The sequence below is a fragment of the Streptomyces sp. R-07 genome (assembly GCF_049913175.1).
GTDB lineage: Bacteria > Actinomycetota > Actinomycetes > Streptomycetales > Streptomycetaceae > Streptomyces.
The window spans coordinates 6284800-6303479 of the sequence record NZ_CP183978.1 but is presented as its reverse complement, the minus strand read 5'-3'; the positions used below and the strand labels follow the sequence as shown (position 1 = coordinate 6303479).

Annotated in this window: 14 protein-coding genes; 4 read left to right on the top strand and 10 right to left on the bottom strand. The window is 73.2% G+C overall.

Annotated features, from left to right (window positions below; all coding sequences use genetic code 11):
• Positions 1 to 76 precede the first annotated feature (76 nt).
• From ACN9M0_RS28910 to ACN9M0_RS28890, 5 genes are all read right to left on the bottom strand, one after another.
• Positions 77 to 1213: an XdhC/CoxI family protein gene (locus ACN9M0_RS28910; protein ID WP_366042051.1), complete on the bottom strand. Its 1137-nt coding sequence runs from the start codon at positions 1211 to 1213 to the stop codon at positions 77 to 79.
• A gap of 41 nt (positions 1214 to 1254) precedes the next feature.
• Complete coding sequence (locus tag ACN9M0_RS28905; protein ID WP_366042052.1) at positions 1255 to 2727, bottom strand: NCS2 family permease; 1473 nt, start codon at positions 2725 to 2727, stop codon at positions 1255 to 1257.
• 255 nt (positions 2728 to 2982) lie between these two features.
• A complete protein-coding gene (gene pucD / locus ACN9M0_RS28900) occupies positions 2983 to 5382 on the bottom strand; it encodes a xanthine dehydrogenase subunit D (RefSeq protein WP_366042053.1) in 2400 nt (799 codons plus the stop codon).
• A 2-nt stretch (positions 5383 to 5384) separates the two neighbouring features.
• Positions 5385 to 5981 (bottom strand): (2Fe-2S)-binding protein, encoded by a 597-nt coding sequence (locus ACN9M0_RS28895; protein ID WP_366042054.1) that lies wholly within the window; start codon positions 5979 to 5981, stop codon positions 5385 to 5387.
• 2 nt (positions 5982 to 5983) lie between these two features.
• Positions 5984 to 6874, bottom strand: coding sequence for an FAD binding domain-containing protein (locus ACN9M0_RS28890; protein WP_366042055.1), 891 nt, complete (start codon positions 6872 to 6874; stop codon positions 5984 to 5986).
• 305 nt (positions 6875 to 7179) lie between these two features.
• Between ACN9M0_RS28890 and ACN9M0_RS28885 the strand changes: the two genes are divergently transcribed.
• Entirely contained in the window at positions 7180 to 8874 is a 1695-nt protein-coding gene (locus tag ACN9M0_RS28885) for a PucR family transcriptional regulator (protein ID WP_366042056.1), read from the top strand.
• 302 nt (positions 8875 to 9176) lie between these two features.
• Positions 9177 to 9965 (top strand): hypothetical protein, encoded by a 789-nt coding sequence (locus tag ACN9M0_RS28880; RefSeq protein ID WP_366042057.1) that lies wholly within the window; start codon positions 9177 to 9179, stop codon positions 9963 to 9965.
• A gap of 40 nt (positions 9966 to 10005) precedes the next feature.
• Here the strand turns inward: ACN9M0_RS28880 and ACN9M0_RS28875 are convergent, their stop codons facing one another.
• Positions 10006 to 11658: a WD40 repeat domain-containing protein gene (locus tag ACN9M0_RS28875; protein ID WP_426404438.1), complete on the bottom strand. Its 1653-nt coding sequence runs from the start codon at positions 11656 to 11658 to the stop codon at positions 10006 to 10008.
• 176 nt (positions 11659 to 11834) lie between these two features.
• Positions 11835 to 12638 (bottom strand): GntR family transcriptional regulator, encoded by an 804-nt coding sequence (locus tag ACN9M0_RS28870; RefSeq protein ID WP_426404437.1) that lies wholly within the window; start codon positions 12636 to 12638, stop codon positions 11835 to 11837.
• 193 nt (positions 12639 to 12831) lie between these two features.
• Here ACN9M0_RS28870 and ACN9M0_RS28865 point away from each other — a divergent pair, with 193 nt between their 5' ends.
• Positions 12832 to 13698 (top strand): (2Fe-2S)-binding protein, encoded by an 867-nt coding sequence (locus ACN9M0_RS28865; RefSeq protein WP_426404436.1) that lies wholly within the window; start codon positions 12832 to 12834, stop codon positions 13696 to 13698.
• Positions 13699 to 13912: 214 nt separating this feature from the next.
• Positions 13913 to 15025: a DUF2637 domain-containing protein gene (locus tag ACN9M0_RS28860; RefSeq protein ID WP_366042061.1), complete on the top strand. Its 1113-nt coding sequence runs from the start codon at positions 13913 to 13915 to the stop codon at positions 15023 to 15025.
• Positions 15026 to 15062: 37 nt separating this feature from the next.
• Here ACN9M0_RS28860 and ACN9M0_RS28855 read toward each other — a convergent pair whose 3' ends face one another.
• The 3 genes from ACN9M0_RS28855 to ACN9M0_RS28845 form a co-directional block, all read right to left on the bottom strand.
• Positions 15063 to 15512, bottom strand: coding sequence for an ATP-binding protein (locus tag ACN9M0_RS28855; RefSeq protein ID WP_399701366.1), 450 nt, complete (start codon positions 15510 to 15512; stop codon positions 15063 to 15065).
• A gap of 65 nt (positions 15513 to 15577) precedes the next feature.
• Complete coding sequence (locus ACN9M0_RS28850; RefSeq protein ID WP_366040311.1) at positions 15578 to 17320, bottom strand: pyruvate dehydrogenase; 1743 nt, start codon at positions 17318 to 17320, stop codon at positions 15578 to 15580.
• A 27-nt stretch (positions 17321 to 17347) separates the two neighbouring features.
• Entirely contained in the window at positions 17348 to 18523 is a 1176-nt protein-coding gene (locus tag ACN9M0_RS28845; RefSeq protein ID WP_426404435.1) for a protein phosphatase 2C domain-containing protein, read from the bottom strand.
• Between the last annotated feature and the right edge of the window lie 157 nt (positions 18524 to 18680).

Sequence of the window (18680 nt, the reverse complement as noted above, 5' to 3'; positions counted from 1 at the left end):
TCTAGCCGAGGCCTCCGGCCCCGTCCGGGAAACGGGGTGACGCGACCGAACCTACGCGCCCGCCCGGGAAACCGGGTTACGCGACCGAACCTATGCGCCCGTCCGGCTCGCGGGGGCCGTCGTGGTGGATCGGGGTGTGGGCGCCGGTGAGGGAACGGCCGCTGCCGCCCCGGCGGTTGGCGACGATCTCGGCGCCGATCGACAGGGCGGTCTCCTCCGGCGTACGCGCGCCGAGGTCGAGGCCTATCGGGGAGCGCAGGCGGGCGAGTTCGAGTTCGGTGACGCCGACCCCGCGGAGGCGCTCGTTGCGGTCCTCGTGGGTGCGGCGGGAGCCCATCGCGCCGATGTAGGCGACGGGAAGCTTGAGGGCGGCCCGGAGGAGGGGCACGTCGAACTTGGCGTCGTGGGTGAGGACGCAGAGGACGGTGCGGCCGTCGACCTCCGTCGACTCCAGGTAGCGGTGGGGCCAGTCGACGACGATCTCGTCGGCCTCGGGGAAGCGGGCCGGCGTCGCGAAGACGGGCCGCGCGTCGCAGACGGTGACGTGGTAGCCGAGGAACTTGCCGACCCGGACGAGGGCGGCGGCGAAGTCGATGGCACCGAAGACGATCATGCGGGGGGCGGGGACGGAGGACTCGACCAGGAGGCTCAGCGGCTGTCCGCAGCGGCTGCCGTCCTCGCCGATCTCCACGGTGCCGGTGCGGCCCGCGTCGAGCATCGCGCGCGCCTCGCCGGCGGCGGTGCGGTCCAGCTCGGGGTGGCCGCCGAGCTTCCCCTCGTACGAGCCGTCGGGACGGACGAGCAGCGCCTGCCCCAACAGGTCCGCGGGTCCGTCCACGATCCGGGCCAGGGCCGCGGCCTCCCCCGAGACGGCGGAGGCCAGCGCGGCGGGGAAGACCCCGCCGCGGACCGGGGTGACGAGGATGTCGATGATGCCGCCGCAGGTCAGACCGACGGCGAAGGCGTCCTCGTCGCTGTAGCCGAAGCGCTCGACGACGGTCCTGCCGTCTTCGAGGGCCTGGACGCACAGGTCGTAGACCGCGCCCTCCACACACCCGCCGGAGACCGATCCGATCGCCGTGCCCTCGCTGTCGACGGCGAGGGCGGCTCCCGGCTGCCGGGGCGCGCTGCCGCCGACCGCCACCACGGTGGCGACGGCGAACGTGCGTCCCTGCTCGACCCACCGGTGCAGCTCTTCGGCGATGTCCAGCATTTCGGTCTCCTTGGCTGTGTGTGGAGGGCGACGGTCGGGCGTCAGCTGACGCCCAGCCATCCCTCGATCGGGTGGAGGGCGAAGAACACGATGAAGATCGCGGTCAGGGCCCACATGAACGCGCCGACCTCGCGCGCCTTGCCCTGCGCCACCTTGATGACGGTGTAGGCGATGACGCCGCCCGCGACTCCCGGGGTGATGCTGTAGGTGAACGGCATCAGTACCACGGTGAGGAAGACCGGGATGGCGACGGAGCTGTCGCCCCAGTTGACGTGCTTGGCGTTCATCATCATCATCGCGCCGATGACGACCAGGGCGGCGGAGCCGACCTCACGGGGGACGATCTGGGTGATCGGGGTGAAGAAGATGGCGGCCGCGAAGAACAGGCCGGTGATCACCGAGGAGAAGCCGGTGCGGGCGCCTTCGCCGACGCCGGTGGCGGACTCCACGAAGACGGTCTGGCCGGAGGCGCCGGAGACGCCGCCGATCGCGCCGCCCGCGCCGTCGATGAACAGCGCCTTGGAGAGGCCGGGCATCCGGCCCTTGTCGTCGGCGAGGTTGGCCTCGGTGCCGACGCCGATGATGGTGGCCATCGCGTCGAAGAAGCCGGCGAGGACGAGGGTGAAGACGATGACGCCGACGGTGATGTAGCCGACGTCGCCCCAGCCGCCGAAGGAGACGTCGCCGAAGAGCGAGAAGTCCGGGCTGGAGACCGCGCTGCCCTTGAGTTCGGGAGCGCCGTTGGCCCAGGAGCCCGGGCCCTTGGCCGGGATGTCGGCGACCGCGTTCACGATCAGCGAGACGATGGTGCCGGCGACGATGCCGATGAGGATCGCGCCCGGGACCTTGCGGGCCTGGAGGGCGAAGATCGCGAGCAGGGTGACCGCGAAGATCAGGACCGGCCAGCCGACGAGTTCGCCGCCGGCGCCGAGGGTGATGGGCGGGCCGAACTGCGGACCGGCGCCGACGAAGCCGGCCTTGTTGAAGCCGATCAGCGCGATGAAGAGGCCGATGCCGATGGTGATGCCGTGCTTGAGCGGCAGCGGGATCGCGTTCATGATCATCTCGCGGAGACCGGTGACCACCAGGAGGCAGATCACCAGACCGTAGACGACGCACATGCCCATGGCCTGGGGCCAGGTCATCTGCGGCACGACCTGCGTGGCGAGCACACCGGAGACGCTGAGTCCCGCCGCGAGGACGAGCGGCACCTTGCCGACGAAGCCCATCAGCAGGGTGGTCACCGCCGCCGCGAAGGCGGTCGCCGTGATGACGGCGGAGGCGGCGAGGACGTGCTTGTCGACGTCCGGACCACCGAGGAGGATCGGGTTGAGCAGGAGAATGTACGCCATCGCCATGAAGGTGGTGATGCCGCCGCGGATCTCCGTCGAGACGGAGGATCCTCTCTCCGAGATGTGAAAGTACCGGTCGAGCCAAGAACGGCCGGCGGGGACGTTGGAGCCGGAGCCCGCGTCCTCCGATGCGGTCTTGGGCTCCACAGACGACTGGGTCATGGGGCCTACTCCCAAGGTTCAAAGGGGCACCCGCATCAGACTTCGAAGGACTTCTGATCTGGCGAGACTGCGGGATTTGGGATGCTGCGTGGGCTGCACGACCCGGGGGACGGCCCGAGACGGACGGGGGTGAATCGGTACTGCGGGTACTGCGGGTACTGCGGGTGGTGCGGTACTGCGGTGGGGAGAGCGCTCCGGGCGGTGCGAGCGGTGGAAGTGTGACGTTCCTGGGAGGCACACACCGCCCGGAGAGTCCTACAGGGTGCCGGTGAGCGCCTCGGGGCGGACCGGCGTCTTGTTGAGCTCCAGGCCCGTCGCCGCCCGGATCGCCGCGAGGACGGCCGGGGTGGACGACAGGGTCGGGGCCTCTCCGATACCCCGGACGCCGTAGGGCGCGTTGGGGTCGGCCAGCTCGAGGTAGTCGACCGGGATGGTCGGCGTGTCGAGGATGGTCGGGATCAGGTAGTCCGTGAAGGAGGGGTTGCGCACCTTCGCGGTCTTCGGGTCGACGATGATCTCCTCCATCACCGCGACGCCCAGGCCCTGGGTGGTGCCACCCTGGATCTGGCCGACCACGGAGAGCGGGTTGACCGCCTTGCCGACGTCCTGGGCGCAGGCCAGCTCGATCACCTTCACGAGGCCGAGCTCGGTGTCCACCTCCACCACCGCGCGGTGCGCGGCGAAGGCGTACTGGACGTGGCCGTCGCCCTGGCCGGTGACGAGGTCGAAGGCCTGGGTCGGACGGTGCCGCCACTCCTCCTCGACCTCCACGGCCTGGTCCTCCAGGACGTCCGCGATGGTGGCGAGGGCCTCGCCGCCGTCGGTGACGACCTTGCCGCCCTCCAGGAGGAGTTCGGCGTTGGCCCAGGCCGGGTGGTACGAGCCGAACTTGCGCCGGCCGATCTCCAGGACCTTCTCGCGGACGATCTCGCAGGAGTTCTTGATGGCGCCGCCGGTCATGTACGTCTGGCGGCCCGCGGAGGTCGAACCGGCCGAGCCCACCTGGGTGTCGGCGGGGTGGATGGTGACCTGCTGGACGCCGAGCTCGGTGCGGGCGATCTGCGCGTGGATGGTGACGCCGCCCTGGCCGACCTCCGCCATGGCGGTGTGGACGGTGGCGACGGCCTCGCCGTTGATGACCTCGATGCGGATCTTGGCGGTCGAGTAGTCGTCGAAGCCCTCGGAGAAGCCGACGTTCTTGATGCCGACGGCGTAGCCGATGCCCCGTACGACGCCCTCGCCGTGCGAGGTGTTGGACAGGCCGCCCGGCAGCGCGCGGACGTCCGCGCCCTCGCCGGCGGTCTCCCACTGGCGCTCCGGCGGCAGCGGACGGGCCTTGACCCGGCGGAGGAGCTCGGCGACCGGGGCCGGGGAGTCCACGACCTGGCCGGTCGGCATGATCGTGCCCTGCTCCATGGCGTTGAGCTGGCGCAGCTCCACCGGGTCCATGCCCAGCTTCGCCGCGAGCTTGTCCATCTGCGCCTCGTAGGCGAAGCAGGCCTGGACCGCGCCGAAGCCGCGCATGGCGCCGCAGGGCGGGTTGTTGGTGTAGAGGCCGATCGCCTCGATCTCGACGTCCTCGATGACGTACGGGCCGACCGAGAGGGAGGAGGCGTTGCCGACGACCGAGGCCGTGGACGAGGCGTACGCGCCGCCGTCCAGCACGATCTTGCACTTCATGTGCGTGAGCTTGCCGTCCTTGGTGGCGCCGTGCTCGTAGTAGAGCTTCGCCGGGTGCCGGTGGACGTGCCCGAAGAAGGACTCGTACCGGTTGTAGACCATCTTGACCGGCTTGCCGGTGCGCAGGGCGAGGATGGAGGCGAGGATCTGCATCGAGATGTCCTCGCGGCCGCCGAACGCGCCGCCGACGCCCGCCATGGTCATGCGGACCTTCTCCTCGGGCAGGCCGAGGCAGGGGGCGATCTGCTTGAGGTCCGAGTGCAGCCACTGGGTGGCGACGTAGAGGTCGACGCCGCCGTCCTCGGCCGGTACGGCGAGGCCGGACTCGGGGCCGAGGAAGGCCTGGTCCTGCATGCCGAAGGTGTACTCGCCCTTGACGATGACGTCGGCGCGCTTGGCGGCCTCGTCGGCGTTGCCGCGGATGATCGGCTGGCGGTGCACGATGTTCGGGTGCGGGACGTGACCCGAGTGGTGGTCGTCGCGGTTCTCGTGGACCAGGATCGCGTCAGGGGCGATGGCCGAGGCCTCGTCCGTGATGACCGGGAGCTCCCGGTACTCGATCTTGATCTTGGCGGCGGCGCGGCGGGCGGTCTCCGGGTGGTCGGCGGCCACGAGGGCGACCGGCTCACCGTGGTGACGGACCTTGCCGTAGGCGAGGACCGGGGTGTCCTGGAACTCCATGCCGTAGTTCTTCGCGGCCGGCAGGTCCTCGTGGGTCAGGACGGCGTAGACGCCGTCCATCACGAGGGCCTCGGAGGTGTCGATGGACACGATCTCGGCGTGCGCGACGGTGGAGCGCAGGATCTGGCCCCACAGCATGTCCTCGTGCCACATGTCCGAGGAGTAGGCGAACTCGCCGGTGACCTTGAGGGTGCCGTCCGGGCGGAGCGTGGACTCGCCGATGCCGCCCTTGACGTGGTTCTGGGTGACGTCGGTGGGCGTGCCCACCGGTACGGTACGCGTGTTCTGAGCCATCGTCAGACCGCCTCTCCCTGACGCTCCTGGCGAGCGGCCGCGAGGCGGACCGCGTCGAGGATCTTCTCGTAACCGGTGCAGCGGCAGAGGTTGCCGGAGAGCGCCTCGCGGATGTCCGCGTCCGTCGGGGACGGGTTGCGCTCCAGCATCTCGTCGGCCGCGACGAGCAGGCCGGGGGTGCAGAAACCGCACTGGACGGCGCCGGCGTCGATGAACGCCTGCTGGATCGGGGAGAGTTCGACACCCTCACCGGTCTGGGAGTCCTGCGCGGGCTTGGCCTCCCACTTCTTGGCGGCGTCGACCGAGGTGCCGCAGGCGCCGCTCGCGCAGCCGCCGTGCTCCTCGCGCTGCTTGGCGAAGTCCGCCAGGCCCTCGACGGTGACGACCTCGCGGCCCTCGACCTGACCGGCGGCGACCAGGCAGGAACAGACCGGCACCCCGTCGAGACGGACGGTGCAGGAACCGCACTCGCCCTGCTCGCACGCGTTCTTGGAGCCGGGCAGCCCCAGGCGCTCACGCAGAACGTAGAGGAGGGACTCGCCCTCCCAGACGTCGTCGGCTTCCTGCGGACGACCGTTGACCGTGAAATTGACGCGCATGGTTATGCAGCTCCCTCAAGCGTGCGGCCGGCGCCGCGGTACTGCTCCCAGGTCCAGCCGAGCTGGCGGCGAGCCATGATGCCGACGGCGTGGCGCCGGTACTTGGCGGTGCCGCGGACGTCGTCGATCGGGTTGGCGGCGGCCGAGCAGAGGTCGGCGAACTGCTTCGCGACCGACGGGGTGATGATCTTGCCGTTGTCCCAGAAACCGCCCTCCTCCAGAGCCGCGTTCAGGAAGGCCTCGGCCTCCTTGGCGCGGATCGGGGTCGGCGCGGCGGAGCCGATGCCGGTGCGCACGGTCCGGGTCTCCGGGTGCAGGGCCAGGCCGAAGGCGCAGACGGCGATGACCATCGCGTTGCGGGTGCCGACCTTGGAGTACTGCTGGGGGCCGTCCGCCTTCTTGATGTGGACGGTCTTGATGAGTTCGTCGGGCTGGAGCGCGTTGCGCTTCACACCCGTGTAGAACTCGTCGATCGGGATGAAGCGGTTGCCGCGCACCGACTCGACCTCGACCTCGGCGCCCGCGGCGAGCAGGGCAGGGTGGGCGTCGCCGGCGGGCGAGGCCGTGCCGAGGTTGCCGCCGACGCCGCCGCGGTTGCGGATCTGCGGGGAGGCGACCGTGTGCGAGGCGAGCGCGAGACCGGGCAGCTCGGCCCGGAGGTTCTCCATGATCTGGGTGTACGGCACGGAGGCGCCGAGGCGGACGCTCTCCTCGCCGACCTCCCACTCGCGCAGCAGCTCGATACGGTTCAGGTCCAGGAGGTACTCGGGGCGCCGGTGGTCGAAGTTGATCTCGACCATGACGTCGGTACCACCGGCGATGGGCACGGCCGTGGGGTGCTCGGCCTTGGCGGCGAGCGCCTCCTCCCAGCTGGCGGGGCGAAGGAAGTCCATGGTGGCTCTCTTCTAGTGATTCTGGTGATCGGGGGTCGAGCTACTGGGTCCGGGGGGACGGCCGGCCCTCGACATCGTGTTCATGTGCTGTTCACGCGGTGTGTGGCCTAGTACACAAGCCACACTCGCCCGGGTGCAGTCACCGAAAACATGAAGGAGTTGGCTGGTGCCCATCGTCGTCTTGTAGATTCGAACGAAAGGCGGGGAACAGATACCTCGCCGTTTCCCCCTGGAAACGGTGGCACCACCCCACCGTCGACAACGCGACACCCACCATCACCGAACGAAGGAACGGCGGCGACACGATGCGGCTGCGCGCACTGCTGGAGAACGACGCGCTCGGGCTGCGCCTGCTCGGCGGCGACGACGAGCTGGACCGGACCGTCCGAGGCGTGATGACGACGGACCTCAAGGACCCCAGCCGGTACCTCTCCGGCGGGGAGCTGGTGCTCACCGGCCTCGCCTGGCGGACGGAACCGGCCGACGCCGAGCCCTTCGTCCGGATCCTGGCGTCGGCCGGAGTGGCCGCCCTCGCCGCGGGCGAGGCCGAGCTCGGCGACATCCCCGACGATCTCGTAGAGGCGTGTTTGCGCCACCGGCTTCCGCTGTTCGCAGTGAACGAGTCCGTTGCGTTCGCGACGATCACCGAACATGTTGTTCGACAGGTCTCCGGCGAGCGGGCCGGCGACCTGGCGGCCGTCGTCGACCGGCACCGGCGGCTCATGACCTCGGGACCGGCGGGCGGCGGGCCCGAGGTCGTCCTCGACCTCCTCGGCTCCGACCTCGACCTGCGGGCCTGGGTCCTCTCCCCCACCGGCCGCCAGATCGCGGGCGCGGGCGAGCCCCTGGAGCCCGGGCTCGCCGCCACCCTGGCCGGTGAGCACCTGGCCGCCACCCGGACCGGACGGCGCGGCCCGCACCGGCTCAGCGTCGCCGGAGCCTCGTACTCGCTCTTCCCGATCCGCAACACCGGCCGGGGCGCCGCGCCCGCCTCCCGGGACGTGCGCGAGACGGTCCTGTCGGACTGGCTGCTCGCCGTCGAGGCCGACGCCGGGGAATGGCCGGCCGCCCGGCTCGACCTGCTCCAGGGCGTCACCCAGCTGATCGCCGTCGAGCGGGACCGGCGCGACGCGGCCCGCACGGTACGGCGCCGGCTCGCCCAGGAGGTCCTGGAGCTGGTGCAGACGGGCGCCGCGCCCGCCGAGATCGCCGCCCGGCTCCGGGTCGCCGCCCCCGTGCTGCTGCCCGGGCTCGGCACGGCCCCGCACTGGCAGGTGGTCGTCGCCCGCGTGGAGTGGGACCAGGAGGCCGGTCAGGCCCCCGTGGACAGCGGGCCGGTCGCGCAGGCGCTCCTGGAGGAGATCCTCGTCGACCCGGCGACCGTCGGCGCCGAGTCGGCCGACCGGATCGCGGTCGCGCACAGCGGCGACGAGGCGATCGCCCTGGTCCCGCTGGCCGCGAGCCCGCTGCCGGAGAGCGAGGACGAGGGCCCGGCCCCCGCCCTCGGCCTCCACGCGGACGCGCTCCTCGCCTCCGTACGGGCGCCGCTCTCCTCGGGTCTCGACGGCGACGGGCGCCTCACGCTGGGCGTCAGCGCGGCCGTGCACTCGGCGGAGGGCCTGCGCGGGGCCCTGGAGGAGGCCCGGCACGCCCGCCGGGTGGCCGCCGCCCGCCCGGGCCGGGTCTGCGCCGCCGGGCACCACGAGCTGGCCTCGCACGTGCTGCTGCTGCCGTTCGTCCCGGACGACGTCCGGCGCGCCTTCACGGCCCGGCTGCTGGACCCGCTGCGCGACTACGACCGGCGTCACCGGGCGGAGCTCATCCCGACCCTGGAGGCGTTCCTGGACTGCGACGGCTCCTGGACCCGCTGCGCGACCCGCCTGCACCTGCACGTGAACACGCTGCGCTACCGGGTGGGCCGGATCGAGCAGCTCACCGGCCGTGACCTCTCCCGCCTGGAGGACAAGCTCGACTTCTTCCTCGCCCTGCGGATGAGCTGAGTCGAACGGTTCGGGATTCACCCCTTCGGGCGAGTCCGGAGGGGTGACGTCCGGGCCCGCGGCGGACCCGCGGCGCGGGGTCCCGCGGACCGGGCCCGGGCCTGATCACCGGCTTGATCACGGGCCGAACGGCCCTCTGACGGTCCGCCGGAACCGGTCGGTGCGGGGACCCCCGCACCCTCCGGCGTCTTGTGAAATTTTTCACCCGACCCCTTGGCCGGGTGCTCTCCTTCGTGCTGAGATGCCGTCCTACTCAACAGCTCAATGGCGCGCTCGGGGAGGGCAATGTGGCGGATACCGCCATGTCTGGTTCCGAATCAAGGGGTGGCGAAGATCCGTCCCTCGCCTACGGCAAGGAGACACCTGTGGAGACCGCCATATGGCGGCTCCGCTCCCGGGGTTGCTGGACGGACGCGGCGGCGCTGCTCGCGCCGCGCGCGACCGAACCGGCCGCCGCACTCGAACGTGCCGCGCTGCTCATCGAGCGCTGCCTCTACACCGAGAAGGGCTGGGCCGACGCCGAGGAGGCCCTCCGGGCGGCCGAGGCGGTCGCCAGGACCGACGAGGAACGCGGGGCCGCGGCCTGCGAACGCGGCTATCTCGCCTACGCCTCCACCCTGTTGGGGGTACGCGACCGGGCCGACGAGGCCCGGATGGCGCTGGGCCGGGCGGCGGCGCTCATCGCCCCCGCCGCCGAGGGCCGGCCGCTGCTGGACTTCCGGCGCGGGCTGATCGCGCAGAACCTCGGCGACTCCCCGCAGGCGGCCCGCGCCGCTTACCGCAGGGCACACGCCGGGGCGACCGCCCAGGGGGACTCGCTGCTGCTCTCGTTCACCTGGCGGCACCTCGCCGGACTCGCCCTGCGCGAGGGGGAGTTGGCGGAGGCGCGGCACGGTTTCGCCGAGTCCCTGCGGATCCGCGAGGAGCTCGGCTACCTGGTCGGCACGGCCCCCGCCCTCACGGCGCTCGCGGACACGGAGACGGAGCCGGAGGCCGGCCGCCTGCGCGCCGAGGCGAGACGCCTCTTCCGTCTGCTCGGCGGGGTGCCGACCTGGCTGGGGACCCAGCTGACACCCCGGGCGGCCACCTGAAGTCACCTGCACGGGGCCTCTGCTGAGGTCCCGTCAGGTTTCAGCTCCTCGGCACGAGGCACACCAGGCTCTCGTCGGTGCCGACGAGCAGGGCGCCGGCGCCGGTGACCGCGACCGCGCGGACCGGGGGGCCCGGACGGAAGGCGAGCGTCGGGCCGCCCTCCGGCCGGTGGAGTTCGACCAGACCGTCGGCCCAGGCCGCGGCGACCAGCGGCCCGTGCGGGGTCTCCGTCGCGTGCAGGGAGACGACCGGCGAGGGGCGTTCGGCGAGGGGCGCGGGCCGCGGTTCGCGGCCGGGGGTCCAGAGCCGGACGGTCCCGTCGGCGCCGCCGGAACAGACGAAGGGGGTCTCGGACTCGACCGCCGCGACGGCCGTGACCCGGCCGCTGTGCGAGGCCGACTGGTGAAGGCCCGTCAGGCCGAAGGCGTGGACGGAGCCCAGCCGGTCCCCCACCACCACCGAGCCCGCGATCGCCGCGAGGGCCGTACCGGGGTGGCGGGCCAGGGTCGCCGAGACCGCCTCGGTGAGCCGCTCCAGGTACGGGGGCCGGGGCGCCGTTCCCCGTACGGCGTGCAGCCGGCCCCGGTCGTCCAGGAGCAGCACCGTGCCGTCGGGGGCGGGCGCGAGCGCGGTGACCCGGCCGGGGACGGTGTGCGCGAGGCGCCCCGCGGGGCTCGCGTCGGCCTCGTGGAGCAGTCGTACGGTGCCGGTGGGGTCGCCGACGAGGAGGGTGCCCTCCAGCGGGCCGCCCGCCGCGCCGAGCACGGTGACCGGGCCCGGCCAGGGCGGGGTCAGGTCGCCGCGGTGACGGGCCCACCGGACCCGCCAGGGCGCGCCCTCCGCGAGGGCGGCGAGCGCGGGGCGGAGCCGGGGGTCGGCGCCGTCGCCGAGCGCGGCGAGGAGGACCAACGCCCGCTCGGCCGGGGCCTGTTCGCGGCAGAGCGACTGCCCGGCGCGCATCCAGGCGGTGCGGAGTCCGCCGTGCTCGTCGACGGTGCCCTCACCGGGCCGGGCGGACGGTTCGGGTCCGTCGAGGGTGCCCGGCACCCCGGCGAGGGCGGCGCCGGTGACGTACGCCGTGGTGACGAGCAGCGGGTCGGCGGCGCAGACGGCCACCGGGTCGGAGAGGTCCGGCAGCGGCGGGGCCGGCTCGTCCCGGGCGCCGTCGGCGGTCTCGGGTTCGCCGTCGAGGTCGACGACGGTGACCCGGCGCTCGGCGCGCAGGACGGCGGGGGCCGGGGTGCCGCTCCGGGCCTCGACCACGAGACGGATCCTCCCGACGCCCGCGAGCTCGGCGATGAGCCGGGTGAGTGCGGCGGGTTCGGCGGCGGCGTGGAGGTCCGTGAGGAGGAGCACGGCCCGGCCGCCGGGCCGTACCTCGCTGGTGGCGAGGGCGTGGACGAGGTCGCCGGGCGACCGGGCCACCACGCCGAGGCGGTCGGCGATCGTCCAGGCCGCGCCGAGCGCGCTCTGCCCGGCGAGCGGGACGAGCACCCGCGCCGCGCGGCGGCGGGTGCGGCCGGAGCGCGGACCGTAGGCGGCGAGCCAGCCGAGGAGGGCCGTCTTGCCGCTGCCCGGGGCGCCGGTGACGAGGCAGAGCCGGGGCGCCTCGGGATCGGTGAGCCAGCCGAGCAGCGCGGTGGCCTCGGCTTCCGTACCGTCCCACACCTGGGACGGAGTCGCGGACGGCATGGGACACCTCACGGGTGACACGGTGCGGGCAGCTGACGCCTCCGACCTTAGTCGTCCGGGGGGCCGGGGGAAGCCCTGTCGATCAGGCCGGTCCGAGGGCTGGTCCGCGCCGGACGGACCTAAGGGGTGTCTTGTCGGTCAGGCCGGTCCGAGGGCTTGTCCGCGCGGGGACTGCCTCAGCACTCCGATCCGGTGAAGTGCTCTCGTACGAGGCTCTGGACGACGGTCAGGTCCTGGGCGATCAGGGCGTCGAGCAGGGCGGTGTGCTCGGCGGCGTCGGCGACGAGGACGCCGTGGCGGAGGGCGGGGGCGCTGATCAGGGGCCACTGGGAGCGGCGGTGGAGGTCGTCGGCGACGGCGAGCAGCTGCTCGTTCCCCGCGAGGGAGAGGACGGCCCGGTGGAAGGCCCGGTCGGCCTCGGCGTAGTGGGCACGGTCGCCCCGGGCGGCGGCGGCCGAGGTCGCCTCGGCGAGCGGCCGGAGCTCGGCCCAGCGGGCGGCCGGGATCGTGCGGGCGAGCCGCAGCATGACGGGGACCTCGATGAGCGCACGGACCTCGGCGAGCTCGGCGAGCTCGCGGGGGGTGCGCTCGGTGACGCGGAAGCCGCGGTTCGGCACGACCTCGACGGCTCCCTCGACGGCGAGGCGCTGCATGGCCTCGCGGACGGGGGTCGCGGAGACGCCGAAGCGTTCGGCGAGGGCGGGGGCGGAGTACACCTCGCCGGGGCGGAGCTCGCCGCCGACGAGGGCGGTGCGGAGGGCTTCGAGGATCTGGCCGCGGACGGAGTGCCGGCGCACGGCGCGGGGGCCGAGGGCCACCGGTTCGTCGTGGGTGTGCTCGCCCCGGGCGTGCTCGGCGCCCCGGGCCGCGTCCGCACCGCACGCCTGCTCCGGCACCCGTACGGACTGCGCGTGTGCGGCGTCACCGAAGGGCGGGGACGGTATCTCCGTCGCCCGCTCGCGTGCTGCGCCCTGCTCCACCCGGGTCCTCCTGCGGCCTCGTGCCGGGCCCGGCTCGCGTCGCCCGGGTCCCCTGTGCACCATAGGCGAACGGACCGACATCCGGGGCATACGGGCTGCCCCGCAGGTGGGAGGGGTTCGTCGGCGGTGAGAGGCCACCCCAAATCGGGTAAGGTAAGGCTAACCTGCCAACGCTCGCGATTCGGTGGTACGCATGACCGTCCCCGCCCTGTTGCCCGCTCCCCCCACCTCGCCCGTCGCGGCCTCCTACGCCCGGCTGGCCGAGGTCTTCCCCCCTCTGCGGATGGAGGAACACGTCGAGGGCCGGCGGCTGCCGAGCGGGGCGGGCTGGGTCGGCGCCGCGGACCTCGCCGCCGGCGGCCCCGACCTCGACGCCTTCCTCGCCTGGGACGACGCGCAGGTGCTCCGCGACCACGGCGCCCGGGCCCGTCCCGACGTCGTGGCCGGTTTCGGGCTGCACCGCTACGCCTGGCCCGCCTGTCTCCTCGTCACCGTCCCGTGGTTCCTGGACCGGCGGGTGCCCCGGCTGCCCGTCCGGAACGTGGCCTTCCAGCGCGCTCGCGGCCACATGGCGGTGCGGGTGGAGGAGTTCGCCTGCCTGCCGGGCGACCCCGCGACCGCCCTGCCCGGCGCCCGGGTCGTCGCCGACGAGGAGGCGCTGCGGGCCGAGGTGCGCGCCTCGCTCGCCGAGCACTTCGAGGCCGTCCTCGACGGCTTCGGTCCCCGGATGCGGCGCGGCCGCCGGGCCCTGTGGGGCATGGCCACGGACGAGATCGTCGAGGGCCTCTGGTACATCGCGGCCCTGCTGGGCGAGGAGCACCGGGCCATGGCCGAGCTCGAACTCCTCCTGCCGGGCACCCCCAAGCCGTACAAGCCGTACGCGGGCAGGGCGGGCTTCCGCGAGCTCGCGGGCGCCGAGGGGCCGGACGGCGCTCCGCGCGCCACCCGCGACCGGGCCACCTGCTGCTTCTTCTACACCCTGCGCCCCGCGGACACCTGCCTCACCTGCCCGCGCACCTGTGACGCCGAGCGCGTCCGCCGTCTGACCGCGGCCGCCTGAGACCTCCCGGGCCGCGGCGGCGATTACGCCACCCTTTCGGGTGGCGTGAATCGAACTCAATCCCCTTTCCCTGCACGCGCGTTCGACCAGATCGCACCTATTCGTATGCCGCGTGACCCCGATGGCGTGCTCTTGCCCGGAAACCCCTTGAGCGCCCCACGGGGTCGGCCAGTATGGGCCGCCAAACGCCCTACTGCGATGCAAGGGACACCGCATGAGACTGACCGACATATCGCTGGACTGGCTGCTTCCGGGCGGCGTGATGGTGGCCGGAGTCCTGACGGCGGTGGCGGTGCTCGCGCGCGGGAAGCGCGCCGGTGACCAGGCCGCGGCCGACGACTCCTGGGAACGCAGCGAGGAGCGCCGCAGACGCAAGGAGGCCGTCTACGGCTTCGCCTCGTACGGGCTGCTCTTCCTCTGCGCGGCCGTCGCGGCGGCGCTCTCCTTCCACGGCCTCGTGGGCTTCGGCCGGCAGAACCTGAACCTCGCCGGGGGCTGGGAGTACCTCGTCCCCTTCGGCCTCGACGGCGCCGCCATGTTCTGCTCGGTGCTCGCGGTCCGCGAGGCCAGCCACGGCGACGCGGCCCTCGGCTCGCGCCTGCTCGTCTGGCTGTTCGCCGGCGCGGCGGCCTGGTTCAACTGGGTGCACGCACCGCGCGGCATGGGCCACGACGGGGCCCCGCACTTCTTCGCCGGCATGTCCCTCTCGGCGGCCGTCCTCTTCGACCGGGCCCTGAAGCAGACCCGCAGGGCCGCGCTGCGCGAGCAGGGCCTGGTGCCCCGCCCGCTGCCGCAGATCCGCATCGTGCGGTGGCTGAGGGCGCCCCGGGAGACCTTCGCGGCCTGGTCCCTGATGCTCCTGGAGGGCGTACGGACCCTGGACGAGGCGGTCGACGAGGTGCGCGAGGACCGACGGGAGAAGGAGGAGAACCGGCTCCGCCGGCGCGACCAGGTCAAGCTCGACCGGGCGAGACTCAAGGCGATCAACCGTCAGCACCGTGCCTTCGGGCTCGGCCGCGGCGGCGGACGCGAGGTCGAGATGGCGGCGCTCAACTCCTCGGCCGGCGCTGGTCCCGGCCCGGGTGCGGGCGGCGGTTCGGGCTCCGCGACGGGGGCCGTGCAGGCCGCCGTCGCGGAGCCCGCCATAGCGGACCCCGGACAGCTGCCGCTTCGACCCCGGCCCTCCCTGCAAGCCGTCAAGGGCGCTGAACCGCGCCCCGGCGAGTCCCGGACGGTGGACCTCACCGCCGAGGACGACACCCAGGCGCTGCCCCGTCTCGACTCCCTGGAGCGCAAGCTCAAGGATCTGGAGCAGCAGTTCGGCTGAGCACGGGACATGGAAGGAAGACCGGCGGGGCCGCCTCTCAGGCGGCCCCGCCGTTCAGTTCGAACCACACCACCTTGCCCGCCCCGTGCTCCTCGACTCCCCAGGAGTCGGCGAGGGCCTGGACGAGGACGAGCCCCCGGCCGTTCGTACCGTCGTCGGCGGGCGGTACGCGCGGTCGCGCGAGTCCGGGCACGAAGTCGCGGACCTCGACCCTCAGCTGCTCGGGGACGACCGTCGCGGTCACGACGGCCCCGTGCTCGGTGTGGACCAGAGCGTTGGTCACCAGTTCGCTGGTGAGCAGTTCGGCCACGTCGGAGGCGCCCGGTCCGCCCCATTTCCGCAGCAGTTCACGCAGGGCATGTCGCACCTCCGGCACCGCGGTGAGATCCGCGCATCCCACCTTTCTGAGCAGTTGAGTCGGCTGTCGTGCCTCCCCGGCCATATCCCCCACCCACAGGTCGCGTCGAACAGGCTCACGGGGATGCATGCCCCGCATCACCGTCCGCATTCATGAGGTGGTGGTGGACCGTACGGATGTGTCCGGACATCGCCTCAGGGCCTGGGCACGTTCCGCAGGTTGGAGCGGGCCATCTGGAGCATCCGGCCCACGCCGCCGTCGAGGACGATCTTGCTCGCGGAGAGGGCGAAGCCGGTCACCATCTCGGCGCTGATCTTCGGCGGGATGGAGAGCGCGTTCGGGTCGGTGACGACGTCGACCAGCGCCGGTCCCTTGTGCTTGAAGGCGTCCTTGAGCGCGCCCGCGAGGTGCTTGGGCTTCTCGACCCGGACGCCGTAGGCCCCGGCCGCGCGGGCGACGGCGGCGAAGTCGGGGTTCTTGTTCGCCGTGCCGTACGAGGGGAGCCCGGAGACGAGCATCTCCAGCTCCACCATGCCGAGGGAGGAGTTGTTGAAGACGATCACCTTCACGGGCAGGTCGTACTGGACCAGGGTGAGGAAGTCGCCCATGAGCATGGAGAATCCGCCGTCGCCGGAGAGCGAGACGACCTGGCGGTCCCGGTCGGTGAACTGGGCGCCGATGGCCTGCGGCAGCGCGTTCGCCATGGAGCCGTGGGTGAACGAACCGATGATCCTGCGACGCCCGTTGGGCGAGAGGTAGCGGGCCGCCCACACGTTGCACATGCCGGTGTCGACCGTGAACACGGCATCGTCGGCGGCGAGTTCGTCGATGACGGAGGCGACGTACTCGGGGTGCAGGGGGACGTGCTTCTCGACCTTGCGGGTGTAGGCCTTGACGACGCCCTCCAGCGCGTCGGCGTGCTTCTTCAGCATCTTGTCGAGGAAGCGGCGGTCGGTCTTGGCGCGGACGCGCGGCACGATGCAGCGCAGCGTCTCGCGGACGTCCCCCCAGACGGCGAGGTCGAGCCGGGAGCGGCGGCCGAGGTGCTCGGGCCGCATGTCCACCTGGACGATCCTGACGTCGTCGGGCAGGAAGGCGTTGTACGGGAAGTCGGTGCCGAGCAGGATCAGCAGATCGCACTCGTGGGTGGCCTCGTAGGCGGCGCCGTACCCGAGCAGACCGCTCATGCCGACGTCGTACGGATTGTCGTACTGGATCCACTCCTTGCCCCGCAGCGCGTGGCCGACCGGCGCCTTGACCCGCTCGGCGAACTGCATCACCTCGGCGTGCGCCCCGGCCGTGCCGCTGCCGCAGAAGAGCGTCACCCGGTCGGCGTCGTCGATCATCCGCACGAGGGCGTCGATCTCGGCGTCCCCCGGGCGGATGGTGGGCCGGGAGGTGACGAGCGCGGTCTCCGTCGTCTTCTCCGGGGCCGGCTGGGAGGCGATGTCGCCGGGCAGCGAGACGACGCTGACGCCACCGCGGCCGACGGCGTGCTGGATCGCCGTGTGGAGCAGCCGGGGCATCTGCTGCGGGTTGGAGATCAGCTCGCTGTAGTGGCTGCACTCGCGGAACAGCTGGTCCGGGTGGGTCTCCTGGAAGTAGCCGAGGCCGATCTCGCTGGACGGGATCTGCGAGGCGAGCGCGAGGACCGGGGCCATGGAGCGGTGGGCGTCGTACAGGCCGTTGATGAGGTGCAGGTTGCCCGGGCCGCAGGAGCCGGCGCAGGCGGCGAGACCCCCGGTGATCTGGGCCTCGGCGCCGGCGGCGAAGGCGGCGGTCTCCTCGTGCCGCACCTGGATCCAGTCGATCGCCGGGGTACGGCGGATGGCGTCGACGACCGGGTTCAGGCTGTCGCCGACCACGCCGTACAGACGCCGGACGCCCGCGCGGACGAGGATGTCGACGAACTGTTCCGCCACGTTCTGTTTGGCCATGGCTCCATCAACACACGGCCCGGCGGGTTACGCCTCCCAGACGGCCACCCCCGTACGGTCGTCGGCGTAACCGGTCACCCTCAGCTGGGTGTCGGCGAGGAAGGCGGCGAGGCCCGGCGGTTCGGCGTCGGACCAGCGGTCGGCGAGCTCGTGGGCGAGGGCGGGTTCGCCGCGCATCGGCTCGGCGAGTCCGGGCGAGGCGAGGAGCAGGGTGTCGCCCGCGCGGGCGACGGAGGCGCGGAAGCGGAAGGGCTCCACGGGCGGCGGCACGGGCTCCTCGACGAGCGGCGGCGCGGTGGTGATGCCGAGGTCCATGGTGAGCCTGTCGCCCTCCTCGGTCGCCTCCGGGACGGCGGGCGGCGAGCCGAAGCCGACGACGGGGGCGCCGGTGACCGCGGCCGGTTCGGGCAGGAGCGGTTCGAGGTCCTGCCAGGAGCCGTCGCGGAGTCGGAAGAGACCGCCTCCGCCGATGCCGAAGAAGACCCGGGTGCGGCAGTCGGGGTCGGCGGGGACGAGGAGGCAGCGGAGGGTCGCGGTGTACTCGTCGGGGGCGAGGCCCCGCTCGGCCGCGCGGGCCCGCAGCTTGCCGTAGGTCCGGTCGGTGAGCCGGTGCAGTCCGGACTTGAGGTCGCCGCGGCGGCCGGACCTGATGTCCTCGGAGAGCCGGGCGTGGCTGCGGCAGACGGCCTCGGCGATCCAGTGGCAGGCGTCGGCGGCGGCGAGGTGGGCGTCCTCGGCGGCGCGGGAGCCGGCGGCGACGGCGACGAGGACGAGGGCGGTCTCGTCGTGGCCGAAGCGTGCGGTGAGCAGGGCGTCGCGGCGGGGCTCGCCCCGGTATCGGGCGGAGTCCCCGCGGACGGAGGCGGCGCGCAGGGTGCAGGTGCCGTAGCGGGCGCCGTCGAGGACGGTGTCGGCGACCAGCTCGGCGAGCTCGCCGGGGCGGGCGACGGGCAGCGCGGTGGGCTCGGCCTCGTAGGTGGGCGGCCTGCTGCCGATGAACCCGGTCCTCGGCCGGGGCACGGACGCGGACACCTCGACGGTGAGGTCGGGGCCGGCGTCCGGCTCCTCCGTGAGCGGGCCCTGGGGCACCGGCACCTGGACGGTGGGCGTCTCGACGGGCGCGGCGGCGGGCGCCTCGGCCGGCGGGGCGGGCGGGGGTGGAGCCGGGGGCCCAGGGAAGGTCCGCGGCCCGGCCTCGGGCACCTCCCAGGGCGCCCGCCGGGGCACGGGGGGCGGGGGGCGGGGGAACCGAGGCCACGCTCGGTACCGGGGGCACCGGGGGCACGCTCGGCGGCGGTGATGCCGGGGGCGGGCCGAGTACCGAGGCCGTGCTCGGCGGCGGTGGCACCGGGGGCGGGCT